Here is a 19,259-nt window from a genome sequence, read left to right as displayed (position 1 = left end):
CTGTCCTCCGCCGCAGGGGCGGAGGACAGGCTCGTTCTCTGGCAGGCGCTCACCGCCGTGCCCGCACGGCAGCGCGCCGTCCTCGTGCTGCGCTTTTGGCACGATCTCAGCGTCGAGGACACGGCGGCGGCGCTGAACTGCTCGACGGGCACGGTGAAGTCGCAGAGCAGCAAGGGCCTGGAGACGTTGCGGCGCAGGCTGGGCCCCGAGTTCGACCACTTGAGGCTGGAGGTGTGATGGTTCGCGAAGACGACCTGCGGGCGACTTTCTCCGCTCTGCACGCGGAGCACGGCCCGCCGCGCGCCGTCACGGCAGCCGAGGTGATCCGGCGCGGCCGGGCCGTGCGGACCCGGCGCCGCACCGTCGCCGTGGTCGGCACCGGGCTCGCCACCGTCGCCGTCGTGGGCGTGGCGCTGGCGGTGCTGCCGCCCTCGGTGCCCCCGCAGCCACTGGACCCGGCGCCTTCGGCCACCACGACCTCGCAGGTCCCGTCGACCACCCCGCCGCCGTCGACGACCCCGGTCGAGACGACGCCCTCGACGGTGGGGGTGCCGCCGAACGCGCCGCCGCAGTCCACCACCCCCGGCACGAGCCGGCCGTCGCCACCGACCGCGGGCTTGCCGCCTGCCACGTCCTCGGTGCCCACCACCGTGCGGAACACCTCGATGAGCAGGCCCGGGCCGCCTGCCTCGACCACGCCCGTGCCGACACCCTGAACGGGCACAATCCGTGGCATGACAGCCCGCATCCGCCTGGTCGAGATCACCTCCGCCAACCGCGACGCGGTGACCGCCGTGCGCGTGCTCCCCGCTCAGGAGCGGTTCGTCGCGTCCGTCGAGAAGTCGTTCGAGCACGCGGCGCAGCACCCCGAGGCCAACCCGTGGTTCCGCGCGGCCTACGCCGGCGACGAGCCTGTGGGGTTCGTGATGCTCAGCTGGAACGTCACGCCGGGACCCGGCGTCCTCGGCCCGTACTTCCTGTGGCGCCTGCTGGTCGGCGCCGGGCACCAGGGCCGCGGCCACGGCACCGCGATCCTCGGCGAGGTCGTGGCGCTGCTGCGCGCGGAGGGCGCGACCGAGCTGCTCACCAGCTGCGTGCCGGGGGAGGGGACGCCGGAGCCGTTCTACCGCGCGTTCGGGTTCGTGCCGACCGGCGAGGTGGACGAGGACGGCGAGACCGTGCTGAGGCTGGACCTCGCCGCCCGGCCGTGACGGCGCCTCAGCCCGCGGTCCCGGTCGCCAGCAGGCCGCCGTCCACCCGCACCGTCTCGCCCGTGATCCACGAGGCCGCGTCCGAGCACAGGAACGCCACCAGCGAGGCGACGTCCTGCGGCGTGCCGAAGCGCTTCATCGGGTAGGCCTGCGTGCCCGTCTCCTCGCGGCCGCTCCACAACGCCTCGGCGAACTTCGTCTTCACCACGGCGGGCGCGACCGCGTTCACGCGCACCTTCGGCCCCAGCTGCCACGCCAGTTCCTCGGTCAGGCGGATCAGCGCCGCCTTCGACGCGCCGTACGCGCCGATCACGCCCGTCGACCGGATGCCGCCCGCCGACGCCACGTTCACGACCGCGCCGCCGTGCTCGCCCATCCACGCCTTCCACGCGAGCTGCGTGAAACCGAGCGCCGCCACCACGTTCACGTCGAAGATCTTCCGGACGGCGTCGAGGTCGGCGTCCATCAGGAACCCGAACTGCGGGTTGATGCCCGTGTTGTTCACGAGCACGTCGACGCTGCCGAACTCCTCGACCGTGCGCGCCACGACCTCCTCGCGCGACGCGCCGTCGCCCGCATTGCCCTGCAGCGCCAGGACACGGCCACCGGTGTCGGCCCGCAGCTGCTCCGCCGCCTCGGCCAGCTGGTCGGCCTTGCGGCCGGTGATCGTGACCGACGCGCCGCGGGTGAGGAACTCGCGCGCGATGCCGAGGCCGATGCCGCGGGAGGCACCGGTGACCAGGGCCGCCTTGCCGGAGAAGTCTTCGCTCATGGCCGGTGAATCTATGCGTCCGGACACAGGGGGGAAATTCGGTGCGCGCGATCCCGTAGAATCGTTCGCGTGATCCTCCTGGAGTAGGCCGACCCGGACGTGCCATCCCTTGTCATGCCCGGCTTTTCGCAACTGCTCGGAGTTTCTCTTGATCACCGCGACCGACATGGAGTTGCGCGCGGGCTCACGCATTCTGGTGAGCGGCGCCAACCTGCGCGTCCAGCCCGGCGACCGGATCGGCCTCGTGGGCCGCAACGGTGCCGGCAAGACCACCTCGCTGCGCGTCCTCGCCGGTGAGGGCGAGCCGTACGCCGGTGCCATCCTGCGCAAGGGCGCGCTCGGCTACCTGCCGCAGGACCCCCGCGAGGGCGACCTGTCCGTCATCGCCAAGGACAGGGTGCTGTCCGCGCGCGGCCTCGACCAGCTGCTCCGCGACATGGAGAAGGCCCAGTCGAAGATGTCCGAGCTGGTCGACCCCGACGAGCTCGACAAGGCCGTCACCAGGTACGGCAGGCTCGAGGAGCGCTTCTCCTCGCTCGGCGGGTACGCGGCCGAGTCCGAGGCCGCCCGCATCTGCTCCAACCTCGGCCTGCCCGACCGGGTGCTCGCCCAGCCGCTGAGCACGCTCTCCGGTGGCCAGCGCCGCCGCGTCGAGCTGGCGCGCATCCTGTTCGCCGCCTCCGAGGCCGGTGTCGGCGCGAAGTCGAGCACGATCCTGCTGATCGACGAGCCGACCAACCACCTCGACGCCGACTCGATCACGTGGCTGCGCGGCTTCCTCAAGTCGCACGACGGCGGTCTCGTCGTGATCTCGCACGACGTCGAGCTGCTCGACGACGTCGTGAACAAGGTGTGGTTCCTCGACGCGATCCGCGGCGAGGTCGACATCTACAACCTCGGCTGGAAGAAGTACCTCGAAGCCAGGGCGACGGACGAGAAGCGCCGCCGCCGTGAGCGCGCCAACGCCGAGAAGAAGGCCGGCGCGCTGATGGTGCAGGCCGCCAAGATGGGCGCGAAGGCCACCAAGGCCGTCGCCGCGCAGAACATGGCCAAGCGCGCCCAGAAGCTGCTCGACGGTCTCGACGACGTGCGCCAGAGCGACAAGGTCGCGAGGATCAGCTTCCCGGCGCCCGCCCCGTGCGGCAAGACCCCTTTGATGGCAGAGGGTCTGAGCAAGTCCTACGGCTCGCTGGAGATCTTCACCGGTGTGGACCTCGCGATCGACAAGGGTTCCCGCGTCGTCGTGCTCGGCTTCAACGGCGCCGGCAAGACGACGCTGCTGCGCCTGCTGGGCGGCAGCGAGAAGATGGACGCGGGCAAGGTCGTGCCCGGTCACGGCCTGAAGATCGGCTACTTCGCGCAGGAGCACGAGACGCTCGACCACGACGCGTCGGTGTGGGAGAACATCCGGCACATGGCGCCGGACGAGCAGGAGCAGCGGCTGCGGTCGCTGCTCGGCACGTTCCTCTTCAGCGGCGAGCAGCTCGACCAGCCCGCGGGCACGTTGTCCGGTGGCGAGAAGACGCGGCTCGCGCTGGCCGGCCTGGTGTCGTCGGCCGCGAACGTGCTGCTGCTCGACGAGCCGACCAACAACCTCGACCCGGCCTCGCGCGAGCAGGTGCTCGACGCGCTGCGCCGCTACGAGGGCGCCGTCGTGCTCGTGACGCACGACCCCGGCGCGGTCGAGGCGCTGGAGCCCGAGCGGGTGATCCTGCTGCCCGACGGCACCGAGGACCACTGGTCCGAGGACTACCTGGAGCTCGTGCAGCTGGCGTGATCTCCACCCGTCAAAGGACTACCGAGCGCGTTCTGTGATCAACTGAGTGTGATCGATTCGACCGTTCGGCGATCTCTTTGCTTGATCACCTGGCGTTCTGCCGCATCCTGTTCGATCATTGCGACGACAGGGGCCGTAGAACGGCCCACCTGCTCGTACGGAAGGCGGGACAAGGTGGCTGACCTGAAGAAGGGTGCCCGGATCACCGGCGCCACGCGGGACAAGCTGGCCGCTGACCTGAAGAAGAAGTACGAAAAGGGCGCGAGCATCCGGGCTTTGGCGGAGAGCACCGGGCGTTCCTACGGCTTCGTGCACCGGGTTCTGTCGGAATCCGGAGTCACGCTGCGCGGTCGCGGTGGCGCCACCCGGACGAAGAAGAAGTAGTCCCGACTCAGACTGCTACTCTCCGGTAACTAGCTTCTAGTTCGCCGGAGGTAGGACCCATGCCAGTGCCCACCATCGACGCTGGCGTGCTCGAGCGCGGTGGCGTTCGGCTCGCGATCTCCGGGCCGCTCGCGACCATCACGCTCGATCGTCCCGACGTGCTGAACGCGCAGACGCCTGCGACCTGGCAGGCGTTGCGGCACATCGGCGAACAGCTGGACCCGGACGTCCGTGTCGTGGTCGTCCGGGGTTCTGGTCGCGCTTTCTCGGCGGGACTGGACCGGCGGATGTTCACCGGTGAGCCGGTCGACGGCGAACCCGGTGGTCTCGGCGCGCTGCTGTCGGTGTCCCCCGAGGAGGCGGACGCCAAGATCGCGTCGTACCAGGCGGGGTTCACCTGGCTGAGCGACCCGGCACGCGTGACGATCGCCGCGGTGCAGGGGCACGCCATCGGCGCGGGTTTCCAGTTGGCGCTGGCGTGCGACTTCCGCGTGCTCGCCGAGGACGCGCGGTTCTGCATGGCCGAGACCGGGCTGGGCCTGGTGCCGGACCTGGGCGGGACCCTGCCCCTCGTGCGACTCGTGGGGTACTCGCGCGCGGCCGAGCTGTGCGTGACTTCCCGCCGGATCTCCGCGGAGGAGTCGCTGCGGATCGGTCTCGCGAACTCCGTCGTGCCTTCCGAAGGGCTGGACGCGGCCGTCGACGAGCTGGTGGCCGCCGTGCTGAAGCCCGCCGCGGGCGCGGTGACCGAGACGCTGGGGCTGATCGCGTCGGCGGCGTCGGGAGTGGCGTTCGCGGACCAGCTGGCGCTGGAGCGCGCCGCGCAGCTGCGCCGGCTGCGGTCGTTCGCGGCCCTGTCCGCTCAAAGCTGAACTTTTCCGCTCTTCCAGCCGCCCGCGAAGGAATTGTCGGACCGCTGTGCTGTTCTAGACAGCGTGGACGGCTACAGCTCTTGGCGATTCATGATGGGGGCCACCTCGGACGCACCGTCGAAGGTGCGCCGGGGGACCTTCCGGCGGGTGCTGGCCTTCGCGCGGCCGCACCGGGCGAAGCTCGTGGTGTTCCTGCTGCTGACGGTGGTGTCGGCGGTCCTCGCGGTCACCACCCCGCTGCTCGCGGGCCGCGTGGTCGACGCGATCGTGGGCGGCTCGGCCCCGTCGGTCGTCGTGTGGCTCGCGGTGGTCATCGCGCTGGTCGCCGTGGTCGACGCCGGGCTGGGCGTCGTCGAGCGCTGGCAGTCCACCCGCATCGGTGAGGGCCTGATCTACGACCTGCGCCGTGCCGTGTTCGGGCACGTGCAGAAGATGCCCGTCGCGTTCTTCACCCGCACCCGCACCGGTGCGCTGGTCTCGCGCCTGAACAACGACGTGATCGGCGCCCAGCGCGCGTTCACCTCGACGCTGTCCGGTTTCGTCACCAACATCATCCAGCTGGCGCTGTCGCTGGGCGTCATGTTCACGCTGTCGTGGCAGGTCACCGCGCTGGCGCTGGTGCTGCTGCCGGTGTTCGTGCTGCCCGCCAAGCGGATGGGCCGCCGGATGGCCGACATGCAGCGCGAGGCCTCCGCGCTGAACGCGTCGATGGTCACCCAGTCGACGGAACGGTTCTCGGCGCCGGGCGCGACGCTCGTCAAGCTGTTCGGCCGGCCCGACCGCGAGGACGAGGAGTTCGGCGAGAAGGCGGCGAAGGTCCGCGACATCGGCATCCGGACCGCGATGGCCACCCGGTGGTTCATGACGGGCCTGACCCTGGTCTCGGCGCTGGCGCAGGCGCTGGTCTACGGCCTGGGCGGCTACCTCGCGCTGACCGGCCACCTGGCCGCCGGCGCCGTCGTGTCGCTGGCGCTGCTGCTGACCCGCCTGTACGCGCCGCTGACCGCCCTCGCCAACGCGCGCGTCGACCTGATGACGGCGCTGGTGTCGTTCGAGCGCGTCTTCGAGGTGCTCGACCTCGACCCGATGATCAAGGAGAGCCCTGACCCCCGCACGGTGCCGTCCGGCGCGGTGTCGGTGGAGTTCTCCGACGTCCGGTTCGGCTACCCGTCGGCGGACAAGGTGTCGCTCGCCTCGCTCGAGTCGGTCGCCGCCCTCGACACCCGCGGTGGCGAGGAGGTGTTGCACGGCATCAGCTTCGAGGCCTCGGCGGGCCAGCTCGTCGCCGTCGTCGGCTCGTCCGGCGCCGGCAAGTCGACGCTCGCCTCCCTGGTGCCGCGGCTCTACGACGTCGACTCGGGCGCCGTCCGCCTGTCCGGCGTGGACGTGCGCGACCTGTCGTTCGAGTCGCTGCGCTCCACCGTCGGCGTGGTGACGCAGGACGGCCACCTGTTCCACGACACGATCCGCGCGAACCTGGAGTACGCCTGGCCCGGCGCCTCCGACGACGACCTGTGGGACGCCCTGCGCCGAGCCCGCCTGCTCGACCTGGTGACGTCCCTGCCCGACCAGCTGGACACCGTCGTCGGCGAACGCGGCTACCGCCTCTCCGGCGGCGAGCGCCAGCGCCTGACCATCGCCCGCCTGCTGCTGGCCAAGCCCCGCGTGGTGATCCTCGACGAGGCCACCGCCCACCTCGACTCGGAGTCGGAGGCCGCGGTCCAGGAGGCCCTGACCGAGGCCCTGCACGGGCGGACCGCCCTGGTGATCGCGCACCGGCTGTCGACGATCCGCAACGCCGACCAGATCCTGGTGCTCGAGCACGGCGAGATCGTCGAACGCGGCACGCACACCGAGCTGATGTCGGCCGAGGGCCGGTACGCGGACCTCTACAACACCCAGTTCGCCCAGCCGCCGGTGGTGGGCGTGTTCCCGACGCCGAAGTTCAGCGAGCGCCCCGAGGTGGCGCAGACGAACTGAGCCGCGCCGGGGTCCGGGGCCGGTGGGCTGACCGGCGCGGGTGAGCACGGCGTGGTGCGCGGATCGTCGGGCTGGCGCAGGTGGGACCTGCGCGGGGGTCTGGGGCCGGTGGGTTGACTGGCGTGGGTGAGCGCGGCGTGGTGCGGGGTTCATCGGGCTGGCGCAGGACTGAGCCGCGCGGGGGTCCGGGGCCGGTGGGTTGACCGGCGTGGGCGAGCGCGGCGCGGTGCGGGGTTCATCGGGCTGGTGCAGGTGGGACCTGCGCGGGGGTCCGGAGCCGATGGGCTGACCGGCGTGGGCGAGCGCGGCGTGGGGCGCGGATCGTCGGGCTGGTGCAGGTGGGACCTGCGCGGGGGTCCGGAGCCGGTGGGTTGACCGGCGTGGGCGAGCACAGCACGGTGCAGGGTTCATCGGGTCGGCGCAGGTGGGACCTGCGCGGGGGTCTGGAGTCGGTGGGCTGACCGGCGTGGGCGAGCGCGGCGTGGTGCGAGGATCGTCGGGCTGGCGCAGGTGGGACCCGCGCGGGGGTCCGGAGTCGGTGGGCTGACCGGCGTGGGCGAGCGCGGCGCGGTGCGAGGTTCATCAGACCGGCTCGGGTTGGCGCAGGTGGGAGAAGTCCGGGGCGTCGGCGTCCTTCCCCGGTGACGGCCCGGATCGGCCTGCGCCGCGAGACCGGCACCCTCCTCGCGGTCTCACCCGGCTGGCGGTCTCTCAGCCGTTCGGCCGGGTCGCGGCTCCACCTCCCCGCCGGGTGATCGGCTGATGTCCCGGCGCACCCACCCCTGCCACGGTGGAGACACCACAGGCGAAGGGGATCGGGATGACCAACTCTGGGGGCATGAGCCGGCGGATGCTGTTCGCGGGTGCCGGGGCGGTGGCGGCGGGCGGGCTGGTCGGGCAGGGGCACGCGGCCGCGGCGCCCACCTCGGGCGGTGCGGCGGGCAGCGGTGCCGCGCGGATCGCGCCCGGCGACGTGCGGTACGAGAACCTCGTGCGGGGCAACAACTTCCGGTTCGTCGCGCGGCCCGACGAGATCCGGGTGGCGACATCGGCGGACCAGGTCGTCAAGGCGGTCGACGACGCCGTGCGGGCCGGGCGGCGGATCGCCGTGCGCAGCGGCGGGCACTGCTTCGAGAACCTGACGGCCGCGCCGGAGTTCCGGACGCTGGTGGACCTCTCGCAGCTCGACGCGGTCGGGTACGACTCGGCGAGGAAGGCGTTCGTGGTCGAGCCCGGGGCGACGCTCGGGCAGGTGTACCGGGCGCTGGGCGCCGGCTGGGGCGTCACGATCCCCGGCGGCGGGTGCCCGGAGGTCGGGGCCGGCGGGCACATCGCCGGGGGCGGGTACGGGCCGTTGTCGCGGCGGTACGGGGCCGTCGTGGACCACCTGCACGCCGTCGAGGTGGTTGTGGTGGGCAAGGACGGGAGAGCGCGGGCCGTCGTCGCCACGCGGGAGGAGGACGACCCCGACCGCGAGCTGTGGTGGGCGCACACGGGTGGGGGCGGCGGCAACTTCGGCATCGTCACGAAGTACTGGCTGCGGTCGCCGGGCAGTGCGCCGGCGTTGCCCCCGCTGCCCGCGCAGATGGTGCAGCACGTGACGTTCTGGGACTGGGGGCAGCTCACCGAGGAGAAGCTCTCGACGCTGGTGGGGAACTTCGGCACGTGGCACGAGCGCAACAGCGCGCCGGGAGCTCCGCAGACCGGGCTGTACGCGATTCTCGAGGTGCAGCACCGCAACGCCGGCGTCGTGATGCTGTCCGTGCAGGCCGAGGCCGGGCTGCCGAACGTCGGCGCGATGATCGACGAGCTCGTGTCGGCGGTCGGGGCGGGCCTCACACCGGTGTTCGAACTGCGCAAGACCGTTCCCTGGCTGCACAAGATGACGTGGCCCGGCACCGGGGAGCCCGGTGACGTGCTCACGCGGCGGTACAAGATCAAGGCGGCGTACCTGCGCAGGTCGTTCACCCGCACCCAGTCGGCCGCCCTCTGGCGCCACCTCGGCGACCCCGCGGGAGCGGCGGGCGGGAGCATGCTGCTCATCGGGTACGGCGGGCAGGCCAACGCCACGGCGCCGCGGGACACCGCGATCGCGCAGCGGGACGTGGTGATGAAGGCGGTGTACCAGTCGGTCTGGAGCGAGGAGCAGGACGACGCCGCCAACCTCGCGTGGGTGCGCGCGTTCTACCGGGACGTCTACGCCGAGACCGGGGGCGTGCCGGTGCCGGGCGAGGTCAACGACGGCTCCTACATCAACTACCCGGACACCGACCTCGCCGATCCGGCCTGGAACACCTCGGGCGTGTCCGCGCAACGGCTCTACCACAAGGACAACTACCCGCGGCTGCAGCGGATCAAGGCGCGGTGGGATCCGCGGAACGTGTTCCGGCACGCCCTCTCGGTCGAGCCCGGCCAGTAGATTGACCGCCGGGGGAGGAACGGCGATGAGCATTCCGGGAGCGCGGTGGCCGTACGTCCTGCTGGTGCTGCTCGCGGCGGCCACCACGCTGGACCGGCGGCCGGAGGCGGCCGAACTGGTGCTGTGCGCGGTGATGGCGGCCTGGCTCGCCGCCGGCATGACGGTCCGCCGGCCCGCGCCGTGGGTGTACGGCGTCGGGCTGACCGTGCTCACGGCGGCGTTGGTGGCGCTCAACCCGTTGTTCGGGTTCCTCACCCCGGTGCCGTACTACTACGCCTTCCGGACGCTGAGCTTCCCGTGGCAACCGGCCGGCGTCGCCGCGGTGGCCGCGGTGGCGGGCACGGCCCAGGCCTACGGCGTCGACAAGTCCACGCCCGCGGGCGTCGCCGTCTGGGTCGCGGTCATGGCCGGCAACGCGATCCCCCTGTGCGCCTACGCCTTCGTCGCGCGGCGGGCGGAACAGCAGGAGGCGGAACGGGAACGCGCTCTCGCCGAGGCGCGCGAGGCGAACCGCCGGCTCGCGGAGTCGCTGGCGGAGAACGCCGCCCTGCACGAGCAACTGCTGGTGCAGGCGAAGGAAGCCGGTGTGCGCGAGGAACGGCAGCGGATGGCGCGCGAGATCCACGACACGCTGGCGCAGGGGCTCACCGGCATCATCAGCCAGCTCCGCGCGGCCGACGGCACGAGCTGGCCGCGGCATGTCGCCGCGGCGACCGGGCTCGCGAGGGAAAGTCTCGACGAGGCAAGGCGTTCGGTCGCCGCGCTGCGCCCGGAACCGCTGCGGACGGCACGGCTCGGTGAGGCGCTGGCGGGTGTCGCGAGCAGGTGGTCGGAGCTGCACGACATCCCCGTGCAGGTCGTCACCACCGGCGACGTGCGGCTGATCGGGCCGGAGGCGGAGTTCGCGTTGCTCAGGGCGGCGCAGGAGGCGTTGGCGAACGTGGCGCGGCACGCGCGGGCCGGCCGGGTCGGGGTCACGTTGTCCTACCTGGAGAACGAGGTGGCGCTCGACGTGCGCGACGACGGACGCGGGTTCGACCAGGCCGGTGCCGAGGGGTTCGGACTGGTGGCGATGAGGCAGCGGATCGAGGGAGTGGCGGGGACGGTGCAGATCGAGTCGGAACCGGGCGGCGGCACGGGCGTGTCGGCACGGGTGCCGGTGACGGCGTGATCAGGTTGCTGGTCGTCGACGACCACCCGGTGGTCAGGGACGGGCTGACGAGCATGTTCGCCCGCGACCCGGACTTCGAGGTGGTCGGCGAGGCGGGCGACGGAGCCGAGGCCGTGCGGCTCGCGGGAGCGCTCAGGCCCGACGTCGTGCTCATGGACCTGCGCATGCCCGGCGTGGACGGCATCACCGCCACCCGCGAGCTGATCGGCAGCGGCGCGAACGTGCTGGTGCTGACCACCTACGACAACGACGGCGACGTGGTGGCGGCGGTCGAGGCGGGCGCCACCGGCTACCTGCTCAAGGACGCGCCGCGCGACGAGCTGCTGCGCGCGGTCAGGGCCACCGCGCGGGGCGAGGCCGTGCTCGCCCCGGCCGCGGCGGCGATGCTGATGAAGCGGGTGCGGTCGGCGGCGGCGCCGGTGCTCAGCCAGCGCGAGCTCGAGGTGCTGCGGCTCGTCGCCGGTGGCGCGACCAACCGCGAGGTGGCCGCGGGACTCTTCATCACCGAGGCCACCGTGAAGTCCCACCTGCTCAACATCTACGGCAAGCTCGACGTCGGCGACCGGGCCGCCGCCGTCACGGAGGCGTTCCACCGCGGGCTGCTCGTGCCGCGGGTCAACCCCTGAGGAACGCCGCCGCACCGCTGACGACCTTCGTCGTCGAGCCGGGGCTGGCGGCCGGCGAACGGGCCGGTGCCGCTCGACGCCCTTGTGCCGCCGGCACAGGCCCGCCACACCGAGTGAGGCGGGCGTGCCGGGTCTCCGCCTACCCGAGCTGCGGGATGCGGGTCTGGTAGTGCCGCAGCAGGTCGGCGTTGGCCGCGTCACCGCCCTCGACGTTCGCGCTGCGCCACAGCGGCAGCTGCACGCCGGTCTCGGTGGCCTTGTCGATCAGCCGGACCATGAGCAGGTTCCACAGGAACGTCGTCGCGATGGTGGAGATGGCCGCGGTGACGGGCGCCTCCACCGGGTAGGTCGAGTCGCCGGGCGGCACGAGGTTGTCCAGCACGACGGTCGCCACCTCGGCCAGCGTCACCCCGGCCCGGCGCGGGGCCTGCGAGCTCGACGCCACCGACGTCACCGCCACGACCGGGCAGCCGGCGTCGGCGGCCTGCCGGGCCAGCTCCACGGGGTAGTGGTTCACGCCCGAGGTCGAGAAGACGAACAGCACGTCGTGCGGGGCGAGCCCGGCCTCGCCCAGGACCTCGCCGGCGAGCCCGGAGCGGCGTTCGGCGGCGGTGCTGCTGATCGCGCCGTGCATCGGGAGCAGTTCGGGGTGGTAGACCGGGCGGACGCAGGCTAGGCCGCCCGCGCGGTAGAACGTCTCGGCGACCGCCGCCAGCGAGTGCCCGGCACCGGCGGTGAGCAGGGTTCCGTCGGCCTGAACAGCGGCGAGCACGAGCTCGGCCACGTCGTCGAGCGCGGCCGCGTTGTGCTGTTCGACGCGCGTCAGGTGCGTGCGCACGAGGGTGCCGTAGTCGGACCCGGTCACTGTTTCGGTCGTCATGCGGGTCAGTAGTACCGGATCGGTGCAGACCCCACCAGTAACCCGCGCACCACGAACCTCGATAGGCGCGATACAGGGACAACTGCGCGCGGCGGACAGGCGGTGGTTTTGAGCAGGCGGCACTTCTTCTTCTGGGTGGTGCTGGCGGCGGTGTTCACGGCCGCGGGCGCCACCAACATCGCGCTGGCGGTGACCTACTCCGAGCTGTGGCCGGTGTGGGCGGCGCTGGCGCTGCTCGTCGTGGCGGGCGGCTGTGCGCGGGCGGCGGTGCACGCGCGGCCGTGAGCCCTGCTCAGCGGGGCAGGTCCTCCGGCCGGTCCACGTCGGCGCCGTCCGCCACGTCACCGCACTCGACGTGGCGCACGGTGTTCGCCGACAGGTAGTCCCGCGCCCCCTGGTCGCCCGCCGCCGACGCGGCGACGCCGGCGAAGTGGTCCGAGCCGATCAGCACGGGGTGGCCGATCGCACCGGCGTAGGTGGCGCGCGCCAGCACGCCGGGCGCGGCGAGCGCCGTCAACCGGTGCAGCGCCTCGACGGTGACCCCGGGGGTGTCCACGGGGAGCACCACGACGGCGTCCGCGGTGCCGATCGCGTGCAGGCCGGTGCGCAACGACGAGCCCATGCCGGTGTCCCAGTGCGGGTTGTCGACGACCGCCACGCCGTCCAGAGCGGCCTTCGCCCTGACCTCCGCCGCCCGCGCGCCGAGCACGACGACGACCGGGTCGCACCCGGCGGCCTTGAGCAGGCCTGCCGCCGAGTCGACGAAGAGCCTGCCGTGCACTCCGACGAGGGCCTTGGGGAGGCCGAACCGGCGGCCTGCTCCCGCGGCCAGCAGCAGACCGGCGACGCGCATGCGTCCGAACCTAGTTCAAGTGCTCCAGCAGCAGCGAGGACGTGGCCTCCGGGATCTCCTCGGGGATCCAGTGGCTGACGTCCTCCACCATCTCGAACCGGTAGGCGCCCGTGCACCACTTCTCGGTCTCGAACGCGGCCACCGACCCGAACGCCACGTCCCCGGTGCTCCACACGTACATCGTCTTGACGCCGATCTTGTCCGCGGCGCCGTGCGGCTTGCCCGCGCGGTACCAGTTGAGCGCCGCCGTCAGCGCACCCGGCTCGGACAGGCGCTGGACGTACTCCTCGACGTGCGAGGGCCGCACCCGCCACTCGAACATCTGCTTCAGCGCGTGGGCGTTGTTGTCCAGCATGCGCTTCTCGGTGCTGCGCTCGCGCCAGTCGAGCATGTACTGCGACCGCATCCGCTGCTCCTCGTCGGACTGGAGAGCGGTCTTCAGGGCGCCGGGGTGCGGTGTGGAGAAGACCGACAACGTGCGCAGGCGGCCGGGGTGCTCGATCGCCGTCCACCACGCCACGGCGCCGCCCCAGTCGTGGCCGACCAGGTCGAACGTCGTCCAGCCGAGGGCGTCGGCCATCGCGACCACGTCGCCGACGAGGTGCGTGACCGTGTACTCCGACACCTGCTCCGGGCGCACGCCGGGGGAGTAGCCGCGCTGGTCGGGGGCCACGGCGCGGAAGCCGTTGACGCCGAGCACCGCCACCTGGTGCTCCCACTCGAGGGCGGCCTCGGGGAAACCGTGCAGCAGCAGCACCGGGCGGCCGTCCTGCGGACCGGACGCGATGGCGTCGAACGTGCCTGCTCCGGTTTCGATGCTGATGTGCTCGATCACGAGTTCGAACCCTACTGCGTGGCCGGTCGGGTGAGCTCCTCGGAGACGTCCCACAGCCGCCGCGCCACGGCGGTGTCGCGGGCCTTCGCCGAGCGGCCGACCAGCTTCGGCGCGCCGCGTCCCCCGAACAGGCCGCCGGGGCCCGCGTAGCTGTCGCCGGGGAGCTCGCGCACCGCCGCGAACAGGGTCGGGAGGGCGCCCGCCTCGTCGCTCTGCGCCACCAGTCCGGCAACCCTCTCCACCAGCCGGGCACCCCTGCTCTGCGAGCGGATCAGGTTCGTGGCCGCGAGGCCGGGGTGCGCCGCCGTCGCGATCACCGGTGAGCCGGAGCGGGTGAGCCTGCGCTGCAGCTCCGCGGTGAAGAGCAGGTTGGCGAGCTTGGACTGGGCGTAGGCGCCCATCGGCCGGTAGGGCTTGCGCTCCCAGTTGAGGTCGTCGAAGTCGATCTCGCCCGCGCGGTGGCCGGTCGAGGAGACCGTCACGACCCGCTCCCGCACGCGCGGCAGGAGCAGTGCCGTGAGCGCGAAGTGGCCGAGGTGGTTGGTGCCGAACTGCAGTTCGAAGCCGTCCGCGGTCCGCGTCAGCGGCGGGATCATCACGCCCGCGTTGTTGACCAGCACGTCGACCGGCCCGTCGAGGTCGTCGGCGAACGCCCGGACGGACGCGAGGTCGGCCAGGTCGAGGCGGCGGACCTCGACGTCACCGGTCATCGTCGCGGCCGCCTCCTCGCCCTTGCCGAGGTCGCGCACGGCGAGCACGACGCGCGCTCCCTTGCCGGCGAGCACGCGGGCGGCGGCACGGCCGATGCCGCTGTTCGCCCCGGTGACGACGAAGGTGCGGCCGGTCTGCGGGGGAACGTCGGAGGCGCTGAATGTTGTCATGAGCTACAAAGTAGCCATCGACAACAATGTAGTCAACGAAAACACTCGCTATGATCGGGCGGTGATCGACGACCGCCCCTACCACCACGGCAACCTCCGCGCCGCGCTGCTCGAGGCGGCCGAACGGGGGTTGCGCGAGCGCGGCGCCGACCAGCTCGCGTTGCGCGACCTGGCCAGGGAGATCGGCGTCAGCCACGCCGCGCCGCGCCGGCACTTCCCGACCAGGCAGGCGCTGCTCGACGCGCTCGCGGAAGACGGGTTCACCCGGCTGCACACCGCCTTGCGCGAGGCCGCGGGCAGCGACGACACCGTGACGCGGCTGCGCGCCGTCATGACCGCCTACATCCGGTTCGCCTGCGACAACGCGGCACTGGTCGAGCTGATGTACGGCAGCAAGCACCAGCCCGGCGCGACCCGCATCGACCAGGCGGCCGACGGGGCGTTCGGGCTGATGAAGGACCTGGTCGTGCGGGGGCAGGCGGAGGGCGTGCTCCGCGGGGACGACCCCGACCGGCTCGGGCTCGTGCTGCTCGCGACGCTGCACGGGATCGCCCTGATCGGCACCAGCCCGGTCGGGGACGCGGACCTGGTCGACGGGCTCGTGGACACGGCGCTGGAGCAGTTCGTGCCCCGGGTGTGAGCTGGCTCTCAACGAGCGAGCCAGGGGGCTCGGCCCCACGAACATTCCCACGTGCATCCGCATGTAGACGTGGCGAAACCGCAAGGCGGTACGAAGGCAGTCGTGCTCGTGCTGCACGGCGGCCGGGAACACGGCACCCAACCCGTCCGGCGCCACAACCTCGCGTACCTGCGGATGGTTCCGCTGGCCCGCGCGCTGAGGGCACCCGGCGTCGAGGTCTGGACCCTGCGCTACCGGGTCCGCGGGTGGAACGCGCCGAGCCTCGACCCGGTCAAGGACGCGCGGTGGGCGCTCGACCGGATCACCGAGCAGCACCCCGGCGTCCCCGTCGTGCTCGTCGGCCACTCCATGGGCGGCCGCACGGCGTTGCGGGTCGCCGGGCACCCGAACGTGGTGGCCGTCTGCGCCCTCGCGCCCTGGCTCGTGCCCGGTGAGCCGTTCGAGCAGCTGGAGGGCCGGTCGCTGCTGATCGCGCACGGCGACCAAGAGCGGATGACCGACCCGGCCAGGTCGTTGCAGTTCGCCCGCCAGGCCAAGACCGTCACGGACCGCGTCGCGCGGTTCAGCGTCGTCGGCGACGGTCACGCGATGCTCAAGCGGGCGCGCGACTGGACCCGGCTCGTCGTCGACTTCGTGCACGGCGAGCTCGGGCTCGAACCGATGGCACCGGACATCGCGAATGCGATGCACGAGGCCTCACCGCGCGGTCTCGACGTTCCCCTGGGAGGTTCGCGTGGCTGAGGTCGCCGTCATCGGAGCAGGCGTCGCCGGGCTCACGGCTGCCTACGTGCTGCAGCGCAAGCACGACGTCACCCTGTTCGAGGCCGACGACCGGCTCGGCGGTCACGCCCACACGCACGACGTGGACGGCGTGGCGGTCGACTCCGGGTTCATCGTCCACAACGAACGCACGTACCCGAACCTGATCCGGCTCTTCCGCGAGCTCGGCGTGTCCACTCAGGACTCCGAGATGTCGATGAGCGTCCGGTGCGACGGCTGCGGCCTGGAGTACGCGGGCGCCCGGAAGCTGCCGGGGCTCTTCGCGCAGTCGAAGAACGCCACCAACGGCCGGTACCTGCGGATGCTCGCCGAGATCACCCGCTTCTACCGGCACGCCCAGCGCGTCCTCGACCACGAGGAGGCCCACGACGTCACGCTCGGCGCGTTCCTCGCGATCGGCGGCTACTCCCGCTACTTCGTCGACCACTTCATCATCCCGCTGGTCAGCGCGGTGTGGTCGTCCGGCGCGGCGCTGAGCATGAAGTACCCGGCCTGGTACCTGTTCGAGTTCCTCGGCAACCACGGCATGCTCTCCATCGGCGGCACCCCGCAGTGGAAGACCGTCGTCGGCGGCTCGCGCACCTACGTCGACCGCGCCGTCAAGGGCCTGAAGGCCGTGCACGTCGGCACGCCGGTCCGGGCGATCACCCGCACCGGCGGCGGCGTCGAGATCCGCGACGAGAACAACGTGCTGCACACCGCGGACCACGTCGTCGTCGCCACGCATCCGGACCAGGCGCTGGGGCTGCTCGCCGACCCGACGCGCGAGGAGAAGGAGGTGCTAGGAGCGTTCCAGTACTCGCGCAACGAGACCTGGCTGCACTCCGACGCGTCGATCCTGCCGCGCGCGAACGGCGCCAAGGCGTCCTGGAACCTCTACAAGCGCGCGTGCCGCGAGTCCAGCGACCAGGTGCTCGTCAGCTACCACATGAACCGGCTGATGCGCCTGGACACGCCCCGCGAGTTCGTCGTCACGCTCAACCCGCACGCCGTCGACGAGTCGCGCGTGATCGCGCGGATGACCTACGAGCACCCGATCTACACGCCGGAGTCCGTTGCGGCGCAACGCCGGCTGCCCGGCATCAACACGTCCGCCACCGCCTACGCCGGCGCGTACCACGGCTGGGGCTTCCACGAGGACGGCTGCGCCTCCGGCGTGCGCGCGGCCGCGCACTTCGGGGCGGACTGGTGATCTACGACGTCCTCATCACCCACAGCCGCCGCGAGCTGATCGACCGCTCGTTCCACCACCGCGCCTACATGTGGCTGGTGGACCTGGACGAGTTGCCGCGGCTGCCCTGGTGGGTGAAACCGTTCGCGAAGTTCGAGGCGCGCGACCACCTCGGCTCGCCGGACCGCACGATCCGGGAGAACCTGGAGGAGTGGCTGGCCGGTCACGGGATCGCACTGGGCGGCGGGCAGGTCCTGATGCTCGCCAACGCCCGCGTGCTCGGCTACGTCTTCAACCCGCTGTCCGTGTACTGGTGCCACGACGCCTCCGGCGAGCTCGTGTGCGTGGTCGCGGAGGTCCACAACACCTACGGCGGGCGCCACTGCTACCTGCTGCGCACCGACGACCAGGGCAGGGCGTCGGTCGGCAAGGAGTTCTACGTCTCCCCGTTCCTCGAGGTGGACGGCCACTACGTGATGAAGATGCCGAAGCCGGGGGACCGGCTCTCGGTGACCATCGCGTTGCGGCAGAACGGCAAGACCACCTTCAGCGCCACGATGAAGGGCGAGCGCAGTTCGGGTCTGCGCATGCTCCTGCGTCGTCCGCTCATGCCCCAGCGCGTCTCCGCGTTGATCCGCCGTCACGGAATCGCGCTCTACCTCAGGCGCATCCCGATCATCCCCAGGAGTGATGGATGAGCACGTTGTCGTTGCCCCTTCCCAGCCAGGGCGTCTGGCCAGGGCTCTTCACGGCGCCGCGGTCGCCGTTGCGCGCGCGGATCGCGGAGTCGCTCTTCCGCAACGCCGTGCGCACGCTGCCGGTGACCGTGCGTCTGCCCGACGGCAAGACCTGGGGCGGTGGCGGTCCCGTCATGCGGCTGGTGCGGCCCGCGGAGTTCTTCCACCGCCTCGGCGCCGACGCCAAGATCGGCTTCGGCGAGGCCTACATGGTGGGCGACTGGGACGCCGACGAGCTCGCGGACGTGCTCTCGGTGTTCGCGGCGAAGCTCTCCACCCTGATCCCGCCCGGTCTGCAGCGGCTGCGGCGGATCGCGGAGCGGCAGCAGACCGAGATCAACGACGTGGCCGGCTCCCGCCAGAACATCCACCGGCACTACGACCTGTCGAACGAGCTGTTCTCGACCTTCCTGGACGAGACGATGACGTACTCGTCGGCGTTGTTCGAGAGCCCCTCCGACGACCTGCGCACCGCCCAGCTGCGCAAGATCGACGGCGTGCTCGACTACGCGGGCGTGCGCTCGGGCTCCCGCGTGCTCGAGATCGGCACGGGCTGGGGCGCGCTCGCGATCAGGGCGGCGCAGCGCGGCGCCACCGTCACGTCGCTGACCATCTCCGCGGAACAGCGGAAGCTGGCGCTGGACCGGGTGAGGGACGCGGGCCTCCACGATCGAGTGACGGTGCACCTGCGCGACTACCGCGAGGAACACGGCCGGTACGACGCCGTCGTCTCCGTCGAGATGATCGAGGCCGTCGGCGCCGAGTACTGGCCCGCGTACTTCTCGATGCTCGACCGCGTGCTCGCGCCGGGCGGCCGGGTGGGGCTGCAGGCGATCACCATGCCGCACGACCGCATGATCGCGAGCAAGGCCAGCTACACCTGGATCCACAAGTACATCTTCCCCGGCGGGCTCATCCCGTCGGTGCGCTCGATCGAGGAGTCGGTCCGCGACCACACCCGGCTGCGGATCGCCGAGACCCGGTCGTTCGGCCAGGACTACGCGGAGACGCTGCGGCGCTGGCGGGAAACGTTCCTCACCCGGTGGGACGAGGTCCGTGAGCTGGGCTTCGACGACACGTTCCGCCGCATGTGGGAGTTCTACCTGGCCTATTCGGAGGCCGGATTCCGCGTCGGCTACCTGGGGGTCCAGCAGTTCGGCATGGCCGAAAGACTGGGCCATTAGGACCACGTTCTACCTCAAAAGGGTGCCGCTCGTCCCACCCGGCTGGACTTCGTGGTCCTCTTGGAAGCAGGCGGTATCAAACGGCT

Annotated in this window: 21 protein-coding genes; 16 read left to right on the top strand and 5 right to left on the bottom strand. The window is 71.9% G+C overall.

Annotation, left to right across the window (positions count from 1 at the left end; all coding sequences use genetic code 11):
* The 3 genes from ACFWGZ_RS12230 to ACFWGZ_RS12220 form a co-directional block, all read left to right on the top strand.
* The coding region (locus ACFWGZ_RS12230; protein WP_382451527.1) for a sigma-70 family RNA polymerase sigma factor at positions 1–237 on the top strand (237 nt) is incomplete at its 5' end.
* The gene (locus tag ACFWGZ_RS12225; RefSeq protein WP_382451526.1) at positions 237–716 is read left to right on the top strand and encodes a hypothetical protein; all 480 of its coding nucleotides are present in this window, start codon (positions 237–239) and stop codon (positions 714–716) included. The genes ACFWGZ_RS12230 and ACFWGZ_RS12225, both read left to right, overlap by 1 nt.
* Positions 717–734: 18 nt before the next feature.
* A complete protein-coding gene (locus ACFWGZ_RS12220) occupies positions 735–1,211 on the top strand; it encodes a GNAT family N-acetyltransferase (protein ID WP_382451525.1) in 477 nt (158 codons plus the stop codon).
* A 7-nt stretch (positions 1,212–1,218) separates the two neighbouring features.
* Here ACFWGZ_RS12220 and ACFWGZ_RS12215 read toward each other — a convergent pair whose 3' ends face one another.
* A complete protein-coding gene (locus ACFWGZ_RS12215) occupies positions 1,219–1,983 on the bottom strand; it encodes an SDR family oxidoreductase (RefSeq protein ID WP_382451524.1) in 765 nt (254 codons plus the stop codon).
* 148 nt (positions 1,984–2,131) lie between these two features.
* Between ACFWGZ_RS12215 and ACFWGZ_RS12210 the strand changes: the two genes are divergently transcribed.
* The 7 genes from ACFWGZ_RS12210 to ACFWGZ_RS12180 all read left to right on the top strand — a co-directional run bounded on the left by ACFWGZ_RS12210 (position 2,132) and on the right by ACFWGZ_RS12180 (position 11,212).
* Positions 2,132–3,760, top strand: coding sequence for an ABC-F family ATP-binding cassette domain-containing protein (locus ACFWGZ_RS12210; protein WP_382451523.1), 1,629 nt, complete (start codon positions 2,132–2,134; stop codon positions 3,758–3,760).
* Between the two features lie 174 nt (positions 3,761–3,934).
* Positions 3,935–4,144, top strand: coding sequence for a helix-turn-helix domain-containing protein (locus tag ACFWGZ_RS12205; RefSeq protein ID WP_030473247.1), 210 nt, complete (start codon positions 3,935–3,937; stop codon positions 4,142–4,144).
* 59 nt (positions 4,145–4,203) lie between these two features.
* On the top strand, positions 4,204–5,016 hold the full coding sequence (locus ACFWGZ_RS12200; protein ID WP_382451522.1) for an enoyl-CoA hydratase/isomerase family protein: 813 nt from the start codon (positions 4,204–4,206) through the stop codon (positions 5,014–5,016).
* A 90-nt stretch (positions 5,017–5,106) separates the two neighbouring features.
* A complete protein-coding gene (locus ACFWGZ_RS12195) occupies positions 5,107–6,996 on the top strand; it encodes an ABC transporter ATP-binding protein (protein WP_382451521.1) in 1,890 nt (629 codons plus the stop codon).
* A gap of 820 nt (positions 6,997–7,816) precedes the next feature.
* Entirely contained in the window at positions 7,817–9,415 is a 1,599-nt protein-coding gene (locus ACFWGZ_RS12190; protein ID WP_382451520.1) for an FAD-binding oxidoreductase, read from the top strand.
* Between the two features lie 25 nt (positions 9,416–9,440).
* Positions 9,441–10,586 carry a sensor histidine kinase gene (locus ACFWGZ_RS12185; RefSeq protein WP_382451519.1) on the top strand — a complete coding sequence of 382 codons (1,146 nt, stop codon included), beginning with the start codon at positions 9,441–9,443 and terminating at the stop codon, positions 10,584–10,586.
* Entirely contained in the window at positions 10,583–11,212 is a 630-nt protein-coding gene (locus tag ACFWGZ_RS12180; RefSeq protein ID WP_382451518.1) for a response regulator, read from the top strand. Before ACFWGZ_RS12185 ends, ACFWGZ_RS12180 begins: the two co-directional genes overlap by 4 nt.
* Before the next feature lie 139 nt (positions 11,213–11,351).
* On the opposite strand, the gene ACFWGZ_RS12175 is transcribed toward ACFWGZ_RS12180, so the two are convergent.
* Positions 11,352–12,092, bottom strand: a complete 741-nt coding sequence (locus ACFWGZ_RS12175) for an SIS domain-containing protein (RefSeq protein WP_382451517.1) — start codon at positions 12,090–12,092, stop codon at positions 11,352–11,354.
* 102 nt (positions 12,093–12,194) lie between these two features.
* Between ACFWGZ_RS12175 and ACFWGZ_RS12170 the strand changes: the two genes are divergently transcribed.
* Positions 12,195–12,377, top strand: a complete 183-nt coding sequence (locus ACFWGZ_RS12170; protein WP_382451516.1) for a hypothetical protein — start codon at positions 12,195–12,197, stop codon at positions 12,375–12,377.
* Between the two features lie 7 nt (positions 12,378–12,384).
* On the opposite strand, the gene ACFWGZ_RS12165 is transcribed toward ACFWGZ_RS12170, so the two are convergent.
* From ACFWGZ_RS12165 to ACFWGZ_RS12155, 3 genes are read right to left on the bottom strand one after another with little or no spacing between them, the layout of a single operon-like run.
* A complete protein-coding gene (locus ACFWGZ_RS12165; RefSeq protein WP_382451515.1) occupies positions 12,385–12,945 on the bottom strand; it encodes an NTP transferase domain-containing protein in 561 nt (186 codons plus the stop codon).
* 10 nt (positions 12,946–12,955) lie between these two features.
* Positions 12,956–13,780 carry an alpha/beta fold hydrolase gene (locus ACFWGZ_RS12160; protein WP_382451514.1) on the bottom strand — a complete coding sequence of 275 codons (825 nt, stop codon included), beginning with the start codon at positions 13,778–13,780 and terminating at the stop codon, positions 12,956–12,958.
* Positions 13,781–13,791: 11 nt separating this feature from the next.
* Complete coding sequence (locus ACFWGZ_RS12155; RefSeq protein WP_382451513.1) at positions 13,792–14,661, bottom strand: oxidoreductase; 870 nt, start codon at positions 14,659–14,661, stop codon at positions 13,792–13,794.
* A gap of 61 nt (positions 14,662–14,722) precedes the next feature.
* On the opposite strand from ACFWGZ_RS12155, the gene ACFWGZ_RS12150 reads away from it, so the two are divergent.
* From ACFWGZ_RS12150 to ACFWGZ_RS12130, 5 genes are all read left to right on the top strand, one after another.
* Complete coding sequence (locus ACFWGZ_RS12150; protein ID WP_382451512.1) at positions 14,723–15,301, top strand: TetR/AcrR family transcriptional regulator; 579 nt, start codon at positions 14,723–14,725, stop codon at positions 15,299–15,301.
* Between the two features lie 102 nt (positions 15,302–15,403).
* The gene (locus tag ACFWGZ_RS12145) at positions 15,404–16,042 is read left to right on the top strand and encodes an alpha/beta hydrolase (protein ID WP_382451511.1); all 639 of its coding nucleotides are present in this window, start codon (positions 15,404–15,406) and stop codon (positions 16,040–16,042) included.
* Positions 15,981–17,273, top strand: a complete 1,293-nt coding sequence (locus tag ACFWGZ_RS12140) for an NAD(P)/FAD-dependent oxidoreductase (protein ID WP_382451510.1) — start codon at positions 15,981–15,983, stop codon at positions 17,271–17,273. The genes ACFWGZ_RS12145 and ACFWGZ_RS12140 overlap by 62 nt, the downstream gene beginning before the upstream one ends.
* Positions 17,270–17,950 carry a DUF1365 domain-containing protein gene (locus tag ACFWGZ_RS12135; protein ID WP_382451509.1) on the top strand — a complete coding sequence of 227 codons (681 nt, stop codon included), beginning with the start codon at positions 17,270–17,272 and terminating at the stop codon, positions 17,948–17,950. The genes ACFWGZ_RS12140 and ACFWGZ_RS12135 overlap by 4 nt, the downstream gene beginning before the upstream one ends.
* Positions 17,947–19,173 (top strand): class I SAM-dependent methyltransferase, encoded by a 1,227-nt coding sequence (locus ACFWGZ_RS12130; RefSeq protein WP_382451508.1) that lies wholly within the window; start codon positions 17,947–17,949, stop codon positions 19,171–19,173. The genes ACFWGZ_RS12135 and ACFWGZ_RS12130 overlap by 4 nt, the downstream gene beginning before the upstream one ends.
* Positions 19,174–19,259: the final 86 nt, after the last annotated feature.

This window comes from Lentzea sp. NPDC060358, from assembly GCF_042725365.1.
Lineage (GTDB): Bacteria > Actinomycetota > Actinomycetes > Mycobacteriales > Pseudonocardiaceae > Lentzea.
The sequence above is the reverse complement of the archived record's forward strand: the minus strand, read 5'-3'. Positions and strand labels throughout refer to the sequence as shown.